Origin of the sequence: Streptomyces nigra, from assembly GCF_003074055.1 — a bacterium.
Lineage (GTDB): Bacteria > Actinomycetota > Actinomycetes > Streptomycetales > Streptomycetaceae > Streptomyces > Streptomyces nigra.
On the sequence record NZ_CP029043.1, the window covers coordinates 1,446,687 to 1,465,414 of the forward strand.

General features: G+C 73.3%; 14 protein-coding genes and 1 pseudogene. 12 read left to right on the forward strand and 3 right to left on the reverse strand.

The genetic code is table 11. From position 1 onward, the window contains the following. The first annotated feature begins 127 nt into the window (after positions 1-127). The 3 genes from DC008_RS06725 to DC008_RS06735 are packed head-to-tail and all read left to right on the forward strand — an operon-like array spanning position 128 to position 4,953. Positions 128-1,609: a tetratricopeptide repeat protein gene (locus tag DC008_RS06725; protein WP_108706151.1), complete on the forward strand. Its 1,482-nt coding sequence runs from the start codon at positions 128-130 to the stop codon at positions 1,607-1,609. After that, positions 1,606-3,294, forward strand: a complete 1,689-nt coding sequence (locus tag DC008_RS06730) for a sulfite exporter TauE/SafE family protein (RefSeq protein WP_108706152.1) — start codon at positions 1,606-1,608, stop codon at positions 3,292-3,294. Before DC008_RS06725 ends, DC008_RS06730 begins: the two co-directional genes overlap by 4 nt. 45 nt (positions 3,295-3,339) lie before the next feature. After that, a complete protein-coding gene (locus DC008_RS06735) occupies positions 3,340-4,953 on the forward strand; it encodes a serine/threonine-protein kinase (protein ID WP_108706153.1) in 1,614 nt (537 codons plus the stop codon). 152 nt (positions 4,954-5,105) lie between these two features. Here the strand turns inward: DC008_RS06735 and DC008_RS06740 are convergent, their stop codons facing one another. Further along, positions 5,106-5,915 (reverse strand): SGNH/GDSL hydrolase family protein, encoded by an 810-nt coding sequence (locus DC008_RS06740; protein ID WP_108706154.1) that lies wholly within the window; start codon positions 5,913-5,915, stop codon positions 5,106-5,108. A gap of 299 nt (positions 5,916-6,214) precedes the next feature. Here DC008_RS06740 and DC008_RS06745 point away from each other — a divergent pair. The 7 genes and pseudogenes from DC008_RS06745 to DC008_RS06775 form a co-directional block, all read left to right on the forward strand. Further along, positions 6,215-6,367 (forward strand): annotated as a pseudogene (locus tag DC008_RS06745) (S8 family peptidase); the annotation flags it as partial. 133 nt (positions 6,368-6,500) lie between these two features. After that, positions 6,501-6,902, forward strand: a complete 402-nt coding sequence (locus DC008_RS06750) for a hypothetical protein (protein ID WP_235072756.1) — start codon at positions 6,501-6,503, stop codon at positions 6,900-6,902. Between the two features lies 1 nt (position 6,903). Continuing rightward, positions 6,904-8,001: a GNAT family N-acetyltransferase gene (locus tag DC008_RS06755; protein ID WP_108706155.1), complete on the forward strand. Its 1,098-nt coding sequence runs from the start codon at positions 6,904-6,906 to the stop codon at positions 7,999-8,001. Positions 8,002-8,372: 371 nt separating this feature from the next. After that, positions 8,373-9,215 (forward strand): glycosyltransferase family 2 protein, encoded by an 843-nt coding sequence (locus DC008_RS06760; RefSeq protein ID WP_108706156.1) that lies wholly within the window; start codon positions 8,373-8,375, stop codon positions 9,213-9,215. Further along, complete coding sequence (locus DC008_RS06765; RefSeq protein WP_108706157.1) at positions 9,212-10,216, forward strand: glycosyltransferase family 2 protein; 1,005 nt, start codon at positions 9,212-9,214, stop codon at positions 10,214-10,216. Before DC008_RS06760 ends, DC008_RS06765 begins: the two co-directional genes overlap by 4 nt. Next, the gene (locus DC008_RS06770; RefSeq protein ID WP_108706158.1) at positions 10,213-11,013 is read left to right on the forward strand and encodes a polysaccharide deacetylase family protein; all 801 of its coding nucleotides are present in this window, start codon (positions 10,213-10,215) and stop codon (positions 11,011-11,013) included. Before DC008_RS06765 ends, DC008_RS06770 begins: the two co-directional genes overlap by 4 nt. Continuing rightward, complete coding sequence (locus tag DC008_RS06775; protein WP_108706159.1) at positions 11,006-14,824, forward strand: lipopolysaccharide biosynthesis protein; 3,819 nt, start codon at positions 11,006-11,008, stop codon at positions 14,822-14,824. Before DC008_RS06770 ends, DC008_RS06775 begins: the two co-directional genes overlap by 8 nt. 24 nt (positions 14,825-14,848) lie before the next feature. Here DC008_RS06775 and DC008_RS06780 read toward each other — a convergent pair whose 3' ends face one another. Then, a complete protein-coding gene (locus tag DC008_RS06780; RefSeq protein ID WP_108706160.1) occupies positions 14,849-16,261 on the reverse strand; it encodes a GH39 family glycosyl hydrolase in 1,413 nt (470 codons plus the stop codon). 132 nt (positions 16,262-16,393) lie between these two features. On the opposite strand from DC008_RS06780, the gene DC008_RS06785 reads away from it, so the two are divergent. Both DC008_RS06785 and DC008_RS06790 read left to right on the forward strand, forming a co-directional pair. Continuing rightward, positions 16,394-17,488 (forward strand): DUF5925 domain-containing protein, encoded by a 1,095-nt coding sequence (locus DC008_RS06785; protein ID WP_108706161.1) that lies wholly within the window; start codon positions 16,394-16,396, stop codon positions 17,486-17,488. 16 nt (positions 17,489-17,504) lie between these two features. Then, the gene (locus DC008_RS06790; RefSeq protein WP_108706162.1) at positions 17,505-18,299 is read left to right on the forward strand and encodes a DUF72 domain-containing protein; all 795 of its coding nucleotides are present in this window, start codon (positions 17,505-17,507) and stop codon (positions 18,297-18,299) included. Here the strand turns inward: DC008_RS06790 and DC008_RS06795 are convergent. Beyond that, positions 18,287-18,658, reverse strand: a complete 372-nt coding sequence (locus DC008_RS06795) for a GntR family transcriptional regulator (protein ID WP_208645818.1) — start codon at positions 18,656-18,658, stop codon at positions 18,287-18,289. The two genes, DC008_RS06790 and DC008_RS06795, sit on opposite strands and share 13 nt — an antisense overlap. Between the last annotated feature and the right edge of the window lie 70 nt (positions 18,659-18,728).

Here is an 18,728-nt window from a genome sequence, read left to right on the forward strand (position 1 = left end):
TACGGACACGACCTAGCCCGACCGGCCATCGACCCGGCGCGGCCCGCGAACGTACTCATCCCCCACGGCGCGGGCCGCGTCGCACCACCCGACCACCACGGTCGACGACACCCATCGAGGAGAGGGCATGGTCCCGCCCACGCACGACACCCCGCAGGAGCCCACGCCCGAACGTGGCGCGGGCCCGGACCCGGCGGCCCCCGCCGGGGGTGAGGGGGCGGGGCCCCCGCAGGACGGGGCCGGGGCGAAGGACGGCGGCCGGGTCGCGGCGCTGCGCCGCTTCGCCGCCGCCCGCCGGCGCGCACTGCACCTCACCGGGTGCGCCGCCCTGCTGGCCGTCGCCGTCACCGGGGGCTCCGTGGCCCTCGGCGCCGGCGGCGACGCCCCGCGGGTCGCGCCCGCCTCGGCCGCCGTCTCACCGGGGCTGCTCGCCTCCGGCGACCTGGACACGGGCATCACGGCCCTACAGTCCCATCTGCGCGACCAGCCCCGGGACTTCGGCGGCTGGGCCACGCTGGGCCTCGCCTATGTCGAGCAGGCCCGCACCAAGGGCGACCCCTCGCGCTATCCGCAGGCCGAGCGGGCGTTCAAGCGCTCGCTGGCGCTGTCGCCCCGCAACGACCAGGCGCTGGCCGGCCGCGCCGCGCTCGCCGCCGCCCGGCACGACTTCGAGGACGCCCTGGCCCTCGCGGATCGGGCCCTGAAGGAGAACCCCTACAGCGAACGCGCCCTGTGCGTCCGGGTGGACGCCCTCGTCGAGCTCGGCCGCTACGACGCCGCCGCCGAGGCCGCGGACACCGCCGACGACCGCCGTCCGGGCATCCCGGTCTTCACGCGGTACGCGTACGTCCACGAGCTGCGCGGCGACGTCCGTACGGCCCGGCGCGTGCTGGAGCAGGCGCTGTCCTCGGCGTCCGCCCCCGGCGACATCGCCTACGTCGCCACCCAGCTGGGCCAGCTCGCCTGGAACCAGGGCGAGTACGAGTCGGCCCTCACCCACTACGCCCGCGCGCTCGCCGCCGACGAGAACTACCTCCCCGCCCTGGAGGGCCGGGCCCGGGCACGGGCCGCCGACGGCGACCGGGCGGGTGCGATCGCGGGCCTGAAGGACGTCGTCACCCGCTTCCCGCTGCCCGGTCCGCTGGTCGCCCTCGGCGAGCTGTACGAGGCGGCCGGCGACCGGGCCGCCGCGGACGACCAGTACGCCCTGGTCGACGCCTGGACGTCACTCGCCCGCGCGAACGGCGTCAACGCCGACCTCGACACCGCGCTGGCCGCCGCCGACCACGGCGACAAGGCGGCCGCCCTGCGGGCCGCCCGCGCCGAGTACGAGCGCCGCCGCACCGTGCACACCGCGGACGCCCTCGCCTGGGCCCTGCACGTCAACGGCAAGGACGACGAGGCGCTCCCCTACGCCCGCCGGGCCACGGCCACGGGCTACCGCAACGCCGTGTTCCTCTATCACCGCGGGATCATCGAGCGGGCCACCGGCCACTCCGACGAAGCCCGCACCCATCTGCGGGCCGCCCTCAAGCTGAACCCGGGCTTCGCACCGCTGGGCGCCAGGGACGCGCGCGCCGCCCTCGCGGACCTGGAGACGGACCGATGAGCCGGCGCCGCCTGGCCGCCTCCGGCGCCGCCGTCCTCACGGCGGCCTGCGCGCTCGCCCTGTTCACCGCGCCGCCCGCGAGCGCGCACCCCCTCGGCAACTTCACCGTCAACCGGTACGACGGCCTGGTCGTCGCCCCCGGCGAGCTGCGCGTCGCCCATGTCGAGGACCTGGCCGAGATCCCGGCGACCCAGGCCGGGCCCACGATCGAGAAGGCGGGCCTGACGGCCTGGGCCCGGCAGCGCTGCGCGAACGCGGCCCGGGACGGCGAGGTCACGGTCGACGGCCGCGAGGCCCCGCTGACGGTGACGGCAAGCCGGGCCCGGGTACGGCCCGGGCAGGCGGGGCTCGACACCCTGCGGGTGGAGTGCGCGCTGACGGCACCACTGCCCGAAAGGGTCGCGCACACCGTGGAGTTCACGGCTGCGGGCGGGGAGGCCGGGCCGGGCTGGCGGGAGATCACGGCGCGCGGCGACCGGATGACGCTGACCGCCTCGGACGTACCGGGGACATCGGCCTCCGGCGAACTCAGCGAGTACCCGGAGGAGTTGCTGTCCTCCCCCGCCGACACGCGGTCCGCGTCCCTGCGGGTGCGGCCCGGCGGTCCGGCCCTCACCGCGTCCGGCGCGTCCGGGGAGGACACCGAGGACGGCGCGTCCTCCGTCCTGCCGCGCGGCGCCGACCGCTGGACGCGGGCCCTGGACGACCTGGTCTCCCGCCGTGAGCTGACCGTGGGCTTCGCGGCGCTCGCCCTGCTGCTCGCGGTCTTCCTCGGCGCGCTGCACGCGCTCGCCCCGGGGCACGGCAAGACGATGATGGCGGCGGTGGCGACCGCGCGCGGGGGGCGGGCCCGGATGCGGGACGTCCTGCCGCTGGCCGCCTCGGTGACGGTCACCCACACCCTGGGCGTGGTGGCGCTCGGACTGCTGGTCACCGCCGGCTCGGCGGCGGCCCCTTCGGTGATCACCTGGCTGGGGGTCGCGAGCGGCGCCCTGGTGATCGCGGCGGGCGTGACCCTGACCCGTCGCGCCTGGCACCTGCGCGCCTCCGGGCACGGCCACGGCCACGAGCACCCTCACGACCACGACGGGCATCCGCATCCGCACCCCCACCCGGGCGAGTCCGAACCCGAGCACGCCCACGAGCGCCATCCGGTGCTCGTCGGTGCCTCCCCCGGCACCGCCCCGGCCCCCCATCCCCATCCGCACGACCACGCCCACCCGCACCCCCACGACCATGTGCACGAGCACGACCACGACCACGCGCACGAGCACGGGCGTCGCGGGAAGGCCTCGTTCACCCACACCCACGGCGGTGTCCCCCACACGCACCCCACCGCCCCCACCCTGCGGGGCACGATCCTGCTCGGCTTCGCCGGGGGGCTCGTCCCGAGTCCGTCCGCCGTCGTCGTGCTGGTCGGCGCCGCCGCGCTCGGCAAGGCCTGGTTCGGGCTGCTGCTCGTCGTGGCGTACGGCGCCGGGCTGGCGCTCACGCTCGGCGCGGCCGGGTTCGCCGTCGTCCGGCTGGGTACAGGGGCGATGCGGGTGCTCGACAGGCGTCCGCGCGCGCTGACCCACCCCGTGACGGTCCTCGTCCGCCGTACGGCGCCGCTGGCGTCCGCGGTGCTCGTCGTCCTGATCGGAGCCGGACTCGTGGTCCAGGGGGCGGCATCCGCACTCGGCTGAGCTACTTTTGTGGAGAATGCGCACGGATGCGAAGGGGGGACGCCCGTGTCCGAAGACCATGGCGGTGAACGGGTGATCGCGGGTCGCTACCGGCTGCTCTCCCCGCTCGGCGAGGGCGGCATGGGCACCGTGTGGCGGGCCCGCGACGAGCTGCTGCACCGCGAGGTGGCCGTCAAGGAGGTCCGCGCGCCCGCCGGACTGCCCACCTCGGACGTCGAGCGGATGTACGCCCGGCTGGAGCGCGAGGCGTGGGCGGCGGCGCGGGTCGCCGACCGCAATGTCGTCACGGTGTACGACGTGGCCACGCAGGACGGCCGGCCGTGGATCGTGATGGAGCTCGTCCGGGGCATCTCACTGGCGGAACAGCTGGACGCCGAGGGGCCGTTGACCCCGCAGCGGGCCGCGCACATCGGCGCCGAGGTGCTGTCCGCGCTGCGCGCCGCGCATGACGCCGGGGTGCTGCACCGGGACGTGAAACCGGCCAACGTGCTGCTGTCGAACGACAACCGGGTGGTGCTCACCGACTTCGGCATCGCCATGGTCGAGGGCAGCTCGGCGCTGACCATGACCGGCGAGGTCATCGGCTCCCCGGAGTTCCTCGCGCCGGAGCGGGCACTGGGCCGCACACCCGGCCCGGAGTCCGACCTGTGGTCGCTCGGCGTGCTGCTGTACGCGGCCGTGGAGGGCAACTCGCCGTTCCGTCAGGACACTCCGCTGAGCACCCTGCGCGCCATCGTCGACGAGGAGCTGCCGCCGCCGCGCCGCGCGGGGCCGCTCACCCCGGTGATCGAGGGGCTGCTGCGCAAGGACCCGGCCGAGCGGCTGCCGGCCGCGCGGGCGCAGGAGGATCTGCGGGTCGTCGCGGCCGGCGGCACTCTCCCCGGCGGCGCGGCGGCGTCCGCGTACGCCCCGACGATCGCCGCGTTCCCGGCGCCCGAGCGGACCGCTCCGACGGCGCAGGTCCCGCCGCCCGGCCCCACCCGGCCCACCGGGACCCCGGTGGACGGCACGGCTCCGATGCGCTCCGAGCGTGACCGCCGGGCCGGGCCGGTGCTGGTCGCGGGCGTCGTCGTGCTCGCGCTCGCGGTGGGAGGTCTGACGTACGCCCTGCTGAACCGCGGTGACGGCGACGGGGGCAGCGCGGGCGGGGCGACCGCCACCGCGACGGGTGATGGGACGGCGGCGACCGGGACGAAGGAGGAACCCGCCACCGAGGACCCGACGCCGAGTCCGAGTCCGAGCCGGAGCGCGTCCCCGTCGTCCACGCCGCAGTCCGTGCGGGTGACGCTGACCGGCGCCCACACGGACTACGACGGCGTCTGTCCGCCGCCGAGCGGCCAGGCCCCGTCGTTCACGGCGACGTTCACCGTGGGCCGCCTGCCCACGCAGGTCGTCTACCGCTGGGTGGCGGAGGACGGCGACGTCATGGACCAGGGCTGGAAGACCCTGTCCTTCCCGGCGGGCGGCGACCGGACCAAGCAGGACAGGGTGTTTCTGACGACGTACGACGAGAGCGGCACGTTCGAGAGCGCGATCTCCGTCGAGGTGCGCAATCCGGTGCGGACGAAGTCCGCCTCCGTGCCGTTCTCGGTGACGTGTGTGAGCGAGACCCCGTCGGGCGGGGCCTCGCCGTCGTCCGGCGAGTCGCCGGACGCCTAAGGGCTGTCCCGTCATTCCCGGCGGCCGGGAATGACGGGACAGCCCTTAGGGCCTTTCGTTTGGATCATCCCGGCGTCGCGGGGTCCGGCACCCCACATGTCCCGTCGGCCACAGCCGGCCTGATCCAAACGAAAGGCCCTGGAAGCCGACGCTCAGCTCGCGGAGTTGAGGGCGGCCAGATAACCACCCGACTGGCCCGCGGCCGTCGGGTGGTACGACTCCGAGATGCTGAGCCAGTTCACGGAGTGCATCCACGAGCTGCCCGAGCACAGTTCGTGCCCGGCGAAGGTGGTCCGTACGTCGCCGAAGGCGAAGCCGTGGTCACGGGCCCGCTTCTCGATGGCGGCGTCGATGTGGTCGGCGGCGTCGTTGAGCGCCCGGCGCTTGGTCTCGGACAGGCCGACGCAGCCGGAGGCGCCGAGCTTGTAGAAGCGGGGGTAGCCGAGCACGACGACCCTGGCGGCCGGTGCCCGGGAGCGGATGGCGTCGTAGACGGCGTCCAGACGGCCCGGCAGGGTCGTGTCGACGAACGCCTTGGCGGTGTTGATGCGTGAGACGCAGGCGCTGTCGCCCTGCAGCACACAGGTCGTCATGATGTCGGCGAAACCGGCGTCGTTGCCGCCGATGGACACCGTCACCAGGGCGGTGGAGGCGGTGAGCGGGCCGAGCTGACTCGCGGTGACATCACCCGTACGAGCGCCCGAGCAGGCCGTGAAGTCGAAGGACGAGGGTGAGTTGGCGGCGGCCCAGAGTGCCGGGTACGCCTTCGAGCTGCGCTTGCAGTCGCCGCTGGAGCTGATGTAGCTGCCGGCGCCGAGGCCCGAGGAGTAGGAGTCGCCGAGCGCCACATAGCCGCCCGCTGCTGCGGTGTCGGCGGCCTGCGCCGTGGCCGCCCCGGTGAGGGCGGTGCCGATGGCGAGGAGGAGTGAGGCGACGTGTACGGAAAGTCGGGAACGTCTCATGGAACCTCCCTATAGCAGGATCTCTGCCGTAACCGTCGTACCAACTACGCGTGTTGAGTGGAAGTGTTCATGCCAAAACTTTTTCGGGCATCACGCCTTCGAGGCCGTACGTTTTATTTCGTGGCCATGACAAGATCATCGACAGGTCGTCAACTCCCTTGTCGGGGTCGCCAGGGGTTGCGGAGCCTTGACCTCGGCCTGGCGCGGCACCCGCCGTCCGGCCGTGTGTGCGACCGCACACACCCCCCACATGTGCGCGCACCACCCCTGCGCACCGCCTGGAGGAGGACTCCCTCGTCATGGCACCACTGCGTAACAGCACGCTCCGGTACGCGATATCCGGCCTGGCCGCCGCACTCGTCGCGGGACTCGGCTCCCTGCCCGCCCGGGCCGCCCCGGCCGAGGGCACGGTTCTTGCGGCCGGCTCCCCCACGGCCGTCAAGGACAGCCACCGGCCCCCGGGGGCCGTCCGGCTGTGAACGAGGGACGAACGGTTGTCAAGGGGCCATCCGCATCTTGACGGCCGATATGCCCCTGAGCCACATTGAAGCCTGGCATCCGGCGCTTCGGGGGGCAAAGTCGCCAATGCAGACCATCCATGGCACGACAACGACGTCCGAGGACGCCGAGCGCGAGCGACCGGGACCGGGGAGGGACCTGACGCCGCTGCTCGCCGGCGCCGCGACGGCGGTGGGGGCGATCGGCGCGGTCCTCGCGCTCACCGGCTCCGACTCGCCGCTGCGCGGCCCGTTCACCCTGTTCTTCCTGCTCGCCGCACCGGCCGCGGCCATCGGCGCCGCGCTGCGCGGACTCGATCCCTTCGGCCGCCTCGTGGCCTCGGTCGCGGGCGCCGTCGTCCTCGACATGCTGGTGGCCCAGGCCATGCTGGCCCTGCACCAGTGGTCGGTACGCGGCGGGATCGTGACGGTGACCGCGATCAGCGTGCTCATCCTCCTGCCGGTCATCACGCGAAGGCGGACGGTCTGACGTGGACATCAGCGTGTACCGCCCCGGCGAGCTCACCGCCGCCGACCGGGCGGCCTGGACCTCCATCCAGTCCAAGGCCCATCTCCAGGGCGCGCCCGAACTGGGCAACCCGTTCCTGTCACCCGAGTTCGCGCTCGCCGTGGGCCGTTGCCGGCGCGGAGTGCGGATCGCCGTCGTCCGGGAGGGCGGGGAACCGGTCGCGTTTCTCCCGTTCCAGCGGACGGCGACCGGTGTCGGACGAGCCATCGGCCTCGGCGTCTCGGACGCCCAGGGCGTGGTGCACCGGCCCGGCTTCACCTTCGACGCCCGGGAGCTGCTGAAGGCGTGCGGGCTCGCCGTATGGGAGTTCGACCACCTGGTGGACGGGCAGACGGCGTTCGCGCCGGCCGCCACCGGCAGCTTTCCGTCGCCCGTCATGGACGTCGACCAGGGCTACGACGCGTATCTGGCACATCTGCGGGCGCGGGCGCCCAAGTTCACCCGCACCACCCTGGCCAAGGAGCGCAAGCTGGCCCGCGACCACGAGGACGTGCGATACGTGCACGACGAGCGTGATCCGGCCGCGCTGCGCACCCTGATGGCCTGGAAGTCGGCCCAGTACCGCAGGACGGGCCGCAGCGACCGCTTCGCGCAGGAGTGGATCACCCGGCTCGTGGAGCAGCTGTTCCACACCCGCTCCGACTCCTTCGCGGGTGTCCTGTCCGTGCTGTACACGGACGGCAGGCCGGTCGCCGCCCACTTCGGGCTGCGCAGCGAGCGGATCCTGGCCTGCTGGTTCCCGGCGTACGACCCGGCGTTCTCGAAGTACTCGCCGGGCCTGGTGCTGCATCTGCGGATGGCCGAGGCGGCGGCCGCGGACGGCATCGCCCACCTGGATCTCGGCCGGGGCCAGAAGGAGTACAAGGACTCCCTGAAGACACGGGAGCTGACCGTGTCGGAGGGGTGGGTGACCCGGCGTCACCCGGTCGCGTTCGGACACCGGGCACGGCGTGCCCCGGTCCGGGCGCTGCGCAACACCGTGCAGTCCCGTCCGGAGCTCTTCGAACCGGCGGACCGGTTGCTCAAACGTATGGGCAGGATCCGGTCAGGACGTACGTAACGGCCAAAACAACAAAAACGTGGGAGCTGGTTCCAGCTCTTGCCATACAGTGTCAATCGTCAATACCGTCGTACATCTCACCCGCATCGGACGGTCGGCCCGCGGCTCCAGGGGAGGGACCGAGGGACCGCAGGACGGCACCGGAGCGGGACGCGGTGGGGGGGTGCTCGGTGAACGTGTCCGCATGTTCGACCGAGTCGTGCCGCGCGACCGGCCGCCGCTCTTTCGGGTGGCCGGCCAGACATGCCAGCTCACCACTGACACGGCCGGAGCCAGTCGCCGTGCCGGGGTGAGACAACCCCCCTTTCGAACCGGACACTTCACCGGGCCGCCCAGGGGCGGGCGGTCCACCGGACGAGAGGGACCGACTCATGAGTTCTGTGCTGCGCCCGGCGGTCCCGGGCCACGATCCGTCACCGGCCGGCTACCGGCCCGTCTCCTCGCACCTGGCCATCGCACCGCCCGTGAGCGTGGTGATCCCGGCCATGAACGAGGCGGAGAACCTTCCGTACGTCTTCAAGACCCTGCCGGACTGGATCCACGAGGTGGTCCTGGTGGACGGCAACTCCACCGACGGCACCGTCGAGGTGGCCCGTGAGCTGTGGCCCGAGGTGAAGGTCGTGCGCCAGCGCGGCAAGGGCAAGGGGGATGCCCTGATCACCGGGTTCGAGGCGGCCACCGGCGACATCATCGTCATGGTCGACGCGGACGGCTCCGCCGACGGCAACGAGATCCTGAGCTATGTCTCCGCCCTGGTCTCGGGCGCGGACTTCGCGAAGGGCTCGCGGTTCGCCAACGGCGGCGGCACCGACGACATGACGCTCATCCGCAAGCTGGGCAACTGGGCGCTGTGCACGGCCGTCAACCGCAAGTTCGGCGCCCGCTACACCGACCTCTGCTACGGCTACAACGCGTTCTGGCGGCACTGCCTGGACAAGATCGACCTCGACTGCACCGGCTTCGAGGTGGAGACCCTGATGAACATCCGGGTCGTCAAGGCCGGGCTGAAGGTGCAGGAGATACCGAGCCACGAGTACCTCCGCATCCACGGCACCAGCAATCTGCGGGCCGTGCGCGACGGGCTGCGGGTGCTGCGGGTCATCCTCGGGGAGCGCTCCAACCGGCGTGCGCTGCGCCGCCGCAGCGCCGCCGCGCACTCCCCCGTGCTCACCTCGGTCGGCTCGCGCTCCACGGTCCGGGGAGAGACGTCTTGAGCGGTCCCGGCGTCTCCGTCGTGATCTGCGTCTACACCGAGGACCGCTGGGAGGACATCCTCGCCGCGGTCGCCTCGGTGCGGGCGCAGGGGTACCCGGCCCTGGAGACCCTGCTGGTCGTCGACCACAACCAGGCGCTCCTGGACCGGCTGGCCAAGGAGTACAAGGAGACGCCCGAGGTACGGGTGCTGGCCAACGCGGGCCCGCGCGGCCTGTCGGCCGGCCGCAACACGGGGATCGCGGCCTCCCGCGGGGAGGTCGTCGCGTTCCTCGACGACGACGCCGTGGCCGAGCGGGACTGGCTGAAGTACTTCGCGGAAGGGTACGACGATCCGCGGGTCATGGCCGTCGGCGGGCGCACCGAGCCGATCTGGGCGTCCGGCCGCCGCCCGGACTGGTTCCCGGAGGAGTTCGACTGGGTGGTGGGCTGCACCTACCGGGGCCTGCCCGGCGGCCGGACGAAGGTGCGCAACGTCCTCGGCGGCAACGCCTCGTTCCGCCGTACGGCCTTCGACGTCGCGGGCGGTTTCGCGACCGGCATCGGCCGCGACGGCGACCGGCTGCCGCTGGGCTGCGAGGAGACGGAGCTGTGCATCCGGCTCACCCGGGCCCGGCCGGACGCGGTGCTGCTGATCGACGACCGCGCGGTCATCCACCACCGGGTGCCCGGGCCGCGGGAGCGCTTCCGGTACTTCCGCACCCGCACCTACGCGGAGGGCCTGTCGAAGGCCCTCGTGGCCCGCAGTGTGGGCGCGGACAAGGGGCTGGAGTCCGAACGCCGGTACACCACCCGGGTCCTGCCGGCCGGGGTGGCGCGCGGCCTGCGGGACGCGCTGCTCGCCCGGCCGGGGGGCGCGGGGCGGGCGGGCGCGATCGTGGCGGGGGTGCTGACGGCGGCCGGTGGGTACGTCGTCGGGAGTGTCCGCGTGCGCCGGGGCGGCGCCACGTACGCGGTGGCCGGGATCGAGGGATCGCCGGGCGCCGAAGGGGGGACGGGATGAGCGATACGCCGGTGCCGATCCTGATGTACCACGCCGTCTCCACCGCGCCGAACGACGCGACCCGCGAGCTGTCGGTGGCGCCGGAGGCGTTCGCCGAGCAGATGGCCCTGATCGGCGACCTGGGGCTGACGCCGGTGCGGACGGCGGAGCTCGCCGAGCACTGGCGCTCCGGGAAGCCGCTGCCCGAGCGGCCGGTGCTGATCACCTTCGACGACGGCTACGCGGGCGTGCACCGGCACGCCCTGCCCGTGCTGCGCGCCCACGGCTTCACGGCCACGGTGTTCGTCTCCACGGGCTGGCTGAAGGGCCCGCACGACGTGGGCGGCGGCCTGGACACCATGCTGGACTGGGAGCAGGTACGCGAACTGGCCGCCGCCGGCGTGGAGATCGGCGGCCACAGCCACACCCATCCGCAGCTGGACCAGCTCCCCGACGACCGGCTGCGCTCGGAGCTGATCCTGTGCCGGGAGATCGTCTCCGACCAGCTGGGCACGGCTCCCGTCTCGTTCGCCTATCCGTACGGCTACTCCAGCCGCAGGGTGCGCGAGGCGGTGCGGGAGACCGGGTACGCCCAGGCGCTCGCCGTCAACAACGGCCTCGCCCGACGCCGGCAGGGCCCGTACCGGCTCACCCGGCTCACCGTGCGCCGCACCACGGGTGTCGAGGAGTTCGGGCGGCTGGTCGAGGGCCGTGCCGTCGTCCGTACGTTCGCCAGGGACCGTGCCCTGACCAAGGGGTACGCCGTGGTCCGCAGAGCCCGTCAGGTCCGCCGGAAGGCCATCCGTACCCGTGTCTGACACGACGACCACCACCGAGCCCGCCCCCGCCGACGCGACGGCGCCCGAAAAGCCGGGGCGCCGCCTTCGCCTGCCCGGCCTGGGCAGGTCCTCCGGCGGCGGCAGCCAGCTGTTCCGCAACGCCTACGCCCTGATGATCAACACCGGGGTGTCGGCGGTGCTGGGGCTGGGCTTCTGGCTGGCCGCCGCCCGCTACTACTCCGAGTCCGCCGTCGGCCAGGGGTCGGCGGCGATCGCCGCGATGAAGTTCCTCGCCGGGCTGACGGCGGTGGCGCTGACCGGGGCGCTGGCCCGGTTCATCCCGGTGGCCGGGCGGACGACGGGCCGTCTGATCTTCCGTACGTACGCGGGAAGCTGTGTGGTGGTGGCGCTGGCCGCCGGGGTGTTCCTGCTGACGCTGGACCTGTGGGGGCCGTCGTACCGCTTCCTGCAGGGCCCGTTGAACGGGCTGTTCTTCGTCCTGGCGGTCGTCGCCTGGAATCTGCTCACCCTGCAGGACGGGGTGCTGACCGGGCTGCGCAGCGCGGTGTGGGTGCCCGTCGGCAACACCGTGTTCTCGGCGGTGAAGCTGGGTCTGCTGGTGGCGTTCGCGGTGGCGATCCCGACCGCCGGTGTCTTCGTGTCGTGGGTGGCGGCGATCGCGGTGTCGGTGCTGCCGCTGGGCTGGCTGGTGTTCCGCCGGCTGGTGCCCCGGCACATGGCGGCGACCGAGGAGCACGCGCGGCCGCCGTCGCTGCGGGAGGTCGGCCGGTTCCTGGCCGGGGACTACACCGGCTCCCTGTTCTCCCTCGCCGTCGTCTACCTCATCCCGGTGATCGTGGCGGCCCGGGTCTCCGCCGAGGACAACGCGTACTTCTACATCACCGCCACCATCGGCGGGACGGTGAACCTGCTCGCCATCAACATGGGCGCCTCGCTGACCGTGGAGGGCTCGCACGCGCCGGGGCGGCTGGCCGGCGACACCCGTGCGGCGCTGATCCGCATGGCCCGCATCATGGTGCCGGTCTCGGCGGTGCTGTTCTTCGGGGCGCCCTGGATCCTGGGCGTGTTCGGCGCGGGCTACGCGGACGCGGCGACCCCGCTGCTGCGCTGGTTCGCGGTGGGCGGGCTGCTGCGGGTCGTCATGGAGACGTACTTCGCGGTGCTGCGCGCGCAGAGCCGTACCGCGGGACTGGCCTGGCTGCAGGGGCTGTTGTGCGCCCTGGTGCTCGGTCTGACGCTGCTCCTGCTGCCCCGGATGGGGCTGACGGGCGCCGGTGTCGCCGAGATCGCGGCGCTCTCGGTGATCGTCGCGATCGCCGCGCCCCGGCTGTACCGGACGGTGCGGGGCTCCGGGGCGGGGGTCCCCGAGGACGCGGCCCCCGACGGCGATCTGGCCGATCTGGGGGCGCGCGAGACGTCCACGGGGGCGCGCAAGGGCTGGGCGCTGGACAGCGACACCCTCGCGCTCGGCATCCATGTCGACTTCGACCATCTGGAACGCCGGCCCGACGTCCGGCCCGGACCGGGCACCCCGCCCACGGGCACCCCGCGGATCCGCCCGGAGCACCGGCCCACCTGGGCGCGTGCGGCGGAGGCGGGGCTGCCCCTGGAATCCGGGCGGGAGCCGGGCGCGGAGGCGTCGGCGGGTCCCGCCGAGGTGGACGCGCCGTTCGAGGACGCCTTCGACGCGGGCAAGGGCGAGGTGACGGCCGCCGTGGAGGAACCCGAAGCGGCACCCGAGGAGGCCGTACTCGAGGAGTCCGTACCCGGGGAGTCCGTACGACGGCCCGCCGCGGCCGGGCGGCGGAGGCTGCTGCCGCCGACCCGGGTCGGTGTCGTGCTGGGCTGTCTGCTGGTCGCGGCGCTGCTGCTGTACTGGGTGCCCGCGCTGCGGCTCGGCGAGAGCGACCTGGACGGCATGGGCGGGCTCGGGCTGATCTCGGTGCTGCCGCCGCCGACGCTGCTGGGCGCGGCCCTGCTGACCGTGGTGTTCGCCTCGCTGCTGTGGCTGAACCGCGAGCACCGGGCGCTGCTGCTGGTCACGCTGCTCGCGACGGTCGTGTCGCTGCACGCCCTGCCCGCGCTGATCGAGACCGAGCCGCGGTTCGCGACGGCCTGGCAGCATCTGGGCTTCCTCGACTACATCGACCGCACCGGTTCCGCCGTGCCCGACCTGGACGCGCGCTGGAGCTGGCCGGGCTTCTTCGCGGCGGCCGCGTTCGTCGCGCGGGCCTGCGGGGTCGAGGACCTGACCGAGGTCGTCCGCTGGTGGCCGACGGCCATCCAACTGCTCTATCTCGTACCGATGTTCCTGCTGGTCCGCCATATGCGGGCGAGCTGGCGGGCCAAGTGGACCGGCGTCTGGGTCTTCGTGCTGGCCGGCTGGGTGGGCCAGGACTACTTCTCCCCGCAGGGCTTCACGTATCTGCTGTATCTGGCCTTCGCGGCCGTCCTGCTGGTCTGGTTCCGCGCGCCGCGTGTGATCTGGACCCGGCGCAGGCCCGGTGAGCTGGAGGTGGAGCCGGCGAACCGGCGGCAGCGGGCCGTGCTGCTGGCGGTGGTGATCGGGCTGTTCGCGGCCAGTGTCCCCGCCCACCAGCTGACCCCGTTCGTGATGCTGGGCGTGGTGACGGCGCTGGTGCTGGTCGGCCGGAGCGAACTGCGCGGTCTGCCCGTCCTGTTCGGCGTGATGGTGACCGCGTGGATCGGCTTCCTGGCCGAGCCGTACTGGTCGGGGCACTTCGACGAGCTGTTCGGCGGGGTCGGCGGGGTCGGCGGCAATGTCACCTCCTCCGTCTCCGGCCGGATCGAAGGCGGCAGTTCCACCCACCAGCTCGTGCTGTACGTCCGAGTCCTGCTGGCCGGCGGCGTGATGGCGTTCGCCTGCTGGGGCTGGTGGCGCCGGCGCTTCCACCACTACCGGGAACGCTCGCTGCTCGTCCTGACCTTCGTGCCGTTCCTCGGCTTCGGCATGCAGTCGTACGGCGGTGAGATGGCCCTGCGGGTCTTCATGTTCGCGCTGCCCGGGGCGGCCCTGCTCACCGGGCTGGCGCTCTTCCCGCGCACCGGCGTCACCGCCGAGGAGCGCGAGAAGGACCGGGTGAGCCTCGCCCCGCTGGCCGCGCTCATGGCGGGGCTGGTCCTCATGGGCGGGTTCCTGGTGGCCCGGTGGGGCAACGAGCCGTTCGAGCGGGTGCGGCCCGGCGAGGTCGCCGCCATGGAGTACGTGTACGCCCACGACGATCCGAGTCTGCGGCTGCTGTGGCTGAGCAGCGACCCTGTCGAGGACGTGACGCCCGCGATGCCGTGGGGCGCCCGGGACATGGAGAAGGTCTCCTATCTGCCGACGCAGGCACCGGCCGACCCGGTCCTGGTGTCGGGCCTGGTGAAGGCGCTGAAGGACGCGGGCCCGAACTCGTATCTGATGGTCAACCGGGGGCAGGTGACGTTCCTGCGGCTGGACGTGGGCTACTCGCCGACCTGGGAGACCCGGCTGCTGAAGAACCTGGACGCCAGGCCCGAGCTGAAGCGGGTCTTCGCCAACGCGGACGTCACGATGTACGCGCTGCGCGAGCAGCCGGAGGGTGCGGTGCCGAAGGCCGATCCGGGTCCGATCGGGCCGCAGGTGACATGGACGCCGTGGTCGGTGGTCGGCGGTATCGCGGCGGTCGCGCTGATCGTGCTGCTGGCGGCCCGTGAGATCGTGCGGGTGGCGACGCCGCCGGGTGTGCGGCAGCTGAGCCGGCTGCAGAGCAGTTTCTGGTTCTCGCTGCCGCTGCTGGCGGTGCTGCTGGCCTCGCTCGTACAGAGGTTCTTGACGATCAAGTAGCCGAGGTCGGGTGGTTCGGGTGGCTCACCGTCCGAGCCACCTGACCTCGTAGGCCTGCAGCTCGGTCTTCCTGCCGTCGACCTTCACCGTGGTCCGCCGGTCGAGGGTGTTCACGGCGAGGATCACCTCGTCCGTGGCGAGCACCCGGACTCCGGGCTCGTCCACGGACACCTTCCGGTACCCGGTCCCCGGCGGGAACTCCTCGCCGAACCGCGCGAGCAGGCCGTACATGGGCAGCTTCGCGCCGCCGCGCGCGGTGTCGGTCGGTGTCCACAGACACCCGGCGCAGTCGGTGCCCTTCTCGTTCTCCGGGTTCCAGTAGAAGGCGGAGGTGGTGCCGCCCTCGGCCAGCGCGATCAGCCCGGTGGCGTGCACGGCGACCCGGCGGGCCTCGGACCAGCCCTCGCGTTCGTCGTCGCCGTCGGCGGGTTCGACGTAGTACTCCGCCCACCACAGCGGCAGATCGCCGGTCTGCTCGCGCACCCAGCGGCTGACGTCGGTGAACTTCCCGGTGGCCTCGAACTCGTCGGGCAGCAGCTCGTCGTCGCGGGTGTAGCTGGAGCCGTCCACGACGACGAAGTCGGCGCCGGCCTTGTGCTCGTTCCAGTACCGGAAGGCGTCGACGGTCCGCCGGTCGAGGGCGCCCCACGGGCCCGTCAGGGCCTTGGACGCCTCGTGCGCGCGGGGGTCGACGCTGTCCATCACGAGGTACGGCCCGCCGACCATGATGTCCCGGTCGACCTTCTTCAGCGCCCGGTACACCAGGTTGTACAGCTTCGTGTAGCCCTCGTGGTCCCAGCGGCCCTCGGCGTCGTTCCAGAACCCCTTGAACTCGTTCCAGACGATGAAGTGCCGTACGTCCGGGTAGCGTTTGGCGACGGTCGCGGCGAGCGCCGCGTAGTCGTCGAAGTGCTCCGGGTCGGGCGCGGTCTCCAGGGCGGCCTGGCTCCAGTCGGTGGCGTCGACACCGGGCTCGCCGCCCTTCATCCAGTCCGGCGCGCAGCACAGGGTGACGACCGGGGTGCCGCCGGAGGCGCGGACGAAGTCGATGCGCCGGTCCATCGCCTCGAAGTCGTAACGCCCGCGCACCGGTTCGGGGTTGTCGGCGCCCCAGCCCATGATGTGCTGGATCTGCGGCAGTCCCCCGTCGCCGGCGATCCGGCGCTCGACGCGGGCGACGGCGGCCGGGGCGCCCTCGTCGGCGCTGTGCTGGGTGTGGGTGAACCCCCAGCCGACCTCCGGGTCCTTGGCGTGCGGCGCGGCCGTGGGGGTGCCGTGCACCTTGTCCCCGTCGCGTGTGGTGCCGCCGGTGTCCACCCCGTTGCCCGGCAGTGTGCTGAGGAGGGTCACCAGCAGGGCCAGAGCCGCCGCGCCCACACCGAGCAGCGCGGTGAGCCGCCACCGCCGTGCCCCCGAATTCCACCCATGACGTCCCATCAAGGACAACGGTAACGGGGGTGACCGCCGCCTGGGCAGGTTTCGGCGCCACACGGTTCACCGGCGGCCCGGGACGGGGACGCGACGGGGAAACCGGGTGCACGGCGACCGGCTGTGACGGATCATGGCCGCATGTCTGCGAACCCACACGACGCTCTGCCGATCCGGCTCAACGTCGACGACAGCGACTCGCCGTCCGACGTCGTCGACGCGCTGTTCCTCGGCCGCTTCGCGACGGGCGAGCAGCCGTACGCACACGCGGCGAACATCGACCGCGTCCGGTCCGGGGCGACCCTGCTGCCGCCGGGCGCGCGGGTGCTGCGCGCGGCCCGCGACGACGACCGCAGCGCCACGCTGGCGGAGGGCGACGGCTGGACCCTGCTGATCTCCCGCTGGAACCGCGGCGCCGATGTCACCGTGACCGCCACCAGCGAGGAACTGGCGGCGCGTGTGCTGGGCGAGGCGACGGACGGCGCGGCCGACGAGCCCGAACCGCAGCCGGAGAACGTGACCATGGGCTTCTGGTACGTCTCCCCCCGGCGCGGCCCGCACCGCACGACCCGGCAGATCTCGGCGGGCACCTGGGAGGAGGTGCGGCCCAACTACACGGCGCCGGTGGCGGACGCGATGGACCGGCTGATGAAGACGACACCGGAGGACATCGCGGGCCGGCTCCTGCTGCTGCACGGCCCGCCCGGCACCGGCAAGACGTCGGCGCTGCGGACGCTGGCCCGCTCGTGGCGCGACTGGTGCCAGGTGGACTGCGTGCTGGACCCCGAGCGGCTGTTCGGCGACGTCGGGTATCTGATGGACATCGCGATCGGCGAGGACGACTCCACCGGCAAGGGCCGCTGGCGGCTGCTGCTCCTGGAGGACTGCGACGCACTGATCCGGGGCGAGGCCAAGCACACGGCGGGCCAGGCGCTGTCGCGGCTGCTGAACCTCACCGACGGCCTCCTCGGCCAGGGCCGCAACGTCCTGGTCGGCGTCACCACCAACGAGGACCTGGAGCGGCTGCACCCGGCCGTGGTCCGCCCGGGACGCTGTCTGGCCCGGATCGAGGTGGGGCCGCTGACCCGTTCGGAGGCGATCGGCTGGCTCGGCACGGACGAGGGCGTGGGCCGCGACGGCGCCACCCTGGCGGAGCTGTACGCACTGAAGCGGGGCACCTCGCCGACATCGCTGCCGGACCCGCGGGACGGCGCGGACGCCGGGCTGTACCTGTAGGTGTTTTAGTGGACGTATGACCCTGTTCGTCGGCACCTCGGGGTGGCAGTACCGGGACTGGCGGGACGTCCTGTACCCGGCGGACGTGCCCATGCGGCGCTGGCTGGAGGAGTACACGGCCCACTTCGCCACGGTCGAGCTCAACAACGCCTTCTACCGGCTCCCGTCACGCGAGAACTTCGAGGCGTGGCGGGAGCGGGTGCCCGGCGACTTCGTGGTCGCGGTGAAGGCGAGCCGCTATCTGACCCACATCAAACGGCTGCGGGATCCCGAGGAGCCGGTGCACCGCCTGATGACCCACGCCGAGGGCCTCGGCGACCGGCTGGGCCCGGTCCTGCTGCAGCTGCCGCCGACGCTGCGGGCGGACACCGGGCTGCTGGACGCCTGCCTGGCCTGCTTCCCGGCCGGCGTCCGGGTCGCCGTCGAGCCCCGGCACGACAGCTGGTGGACGTCCGGGACGCGGGACGTCCTTCAGGCCCGGGGCGCCGCCCTGTGCTGGGCCGACGTGCAGTCCCGCCCGGTGACGCCGCTGTGGCGCACGGCCGGCTGGGGGTACGTCCGCTTCCATGTGGGCCGCGCCCGGCACTGGCCGCACTACGGCCGGCAGGCGCTGGAGACCTGGGTGCGGCGCATCGCCGGCACCTGGGCGGCGGACGAGGACGTGTACGCGTACTTCAACAACGACCCGACGGGCGCGGCGGTCGAGGACGCCATGACGTTCGCGCGGGCGGCGCGCAGGGCGGGCCGCGAGCCGACCCGCACACCGGAACGCCTGCCGGGCCCGGCCGAGAAGGCGGCTCAGTCCTCGTAGGCCGCCCGCAGCGCGTCCCGTACGGTCTCCAGCGCCGCGTCCTCGTCCAGGCCGAGCCGGCGGACCCGCTCCGCGTAGACCTGGGCGGCCGACGCCGCCTCCCGTTCCGCGGCCGAGCCGGCGGCGGCGATGAAGGTGCCGTTGCGGCCCCGCGTCTCGATCACCCCGTCGCTCTCCAGGGCCCGGTACGCCTTGGCGACGGTGTTGGCCGCCAGGCCCAGCGACTGGGCGAGCCCGCGCACGGTCGGCAGCCGGTAGCCCACCGGCAGCACCCCCGACCGTGCCTGCTCGGAGATCTGCGCCCGCACCTGCTCGTACGGCGCGACGGCACTGTCGTCGATGTGGATCTTCAAGGTCACAGGCCGATTCTCCCGTACCCGCCGGAAAATGAGAGGCACCCCCGGCGGTTCCCCGTCTAGCCTGCGCGCC